Origin of the sequence: Gloeocapsopsis sp. IPPAS B-1203 (assembly GCF_002749975.1) — a bacterium.
Taxonomy (GTDB): Bacteria; Cyanobacteriota; Cyanobacteriia; order Cyanobacteriales; family Chroococcidiopsidaceae; genus Gloeocapsopsis.
Genome location: NZ_PEIG01000044.1, coordinates 1 through 733 on the forward strand (window position 1 = coordinate 1; position 733 = coordinate 733).

At 41.5% G+C, this 733-nt stretch carries 1 protein-coding gene; it reads right to left on the bottom strand.

The genetic code is table 11. The annotated features are described in order from the left end of the window. Window positions 1–25: 25 nt before the first annotated feature. Window positions 26–714 (bottom strand): IS1 family transposase gene (locus CSQ79_RS26910; RefSeq protein WP_289501601.1). Its coding sequence is split into 2 segments (ribosomal slippage): window positions 26–393 and window positions 393–714, totalling 690 coding nucleotides; the frame shifts between segments, so codons are not numbered across the junction. Window positions 715–733: the final 19 nt, after the last annotated feature.

Consider the following 733-nt stretch of genomic DNA (forward strand, 5'->3'; position numbering starts at 1 on the left):
TAGGTGTTGCACAATAAAGTCATGATTAAAGTGGCAGAGGGATAGTCCAATACTTAAGATAATCAAGTAACAAGCGAACGGATGCTTTTAACATTTCAGTAGACTTTGAGTAACACAAAGTTTTGCGGTGTAAGCGTGCTAAGAAGTGTCTCAGCCTTGTGTTTTCTCCTTCAACCCTCGTCATGTAGGTTTTGCTAACAAGATGGCAAATGTCGTCAATAAACATCGCATAAACTGCATAACCATCTGTGACATACCAGAAGCTTTGCCAACAGCGGACAATCTGCCACAACTGCTTAAATGTTTCAGCACTTCTATCACCTAAGACCCAAGCTAATATTCCTGGCGCTTTGTGGTTGACGGCTGTCCACAACCAAAACTTGTTTTTTTTGACCCGACAAAGGTTTGCAGTTCATCTAGTTCAGTAATCTCTGGAATTTCTGCTGCTTGAGGTGCATCTGCTAGGGCAATACCTGCAAGTTTCACCCAATTAATTATGGTGTTATGGTTGATACCAGTTACCCGTTCAATCGCGCGAAATCCCATGCCATTCACATACATTCTTAAGCAGATGCGCTTGACATCATCTGAATAGCCTTTCGGACTATACGATTCTACAAACTGGCGACCACACTGTTTACAAACATAGTTTTGTTTGCCGTGGTGACGACCGTTTTTACTGATTTGAGTTGATTCACATTTAGGACATTTCATACTCCTATTATGCAACACC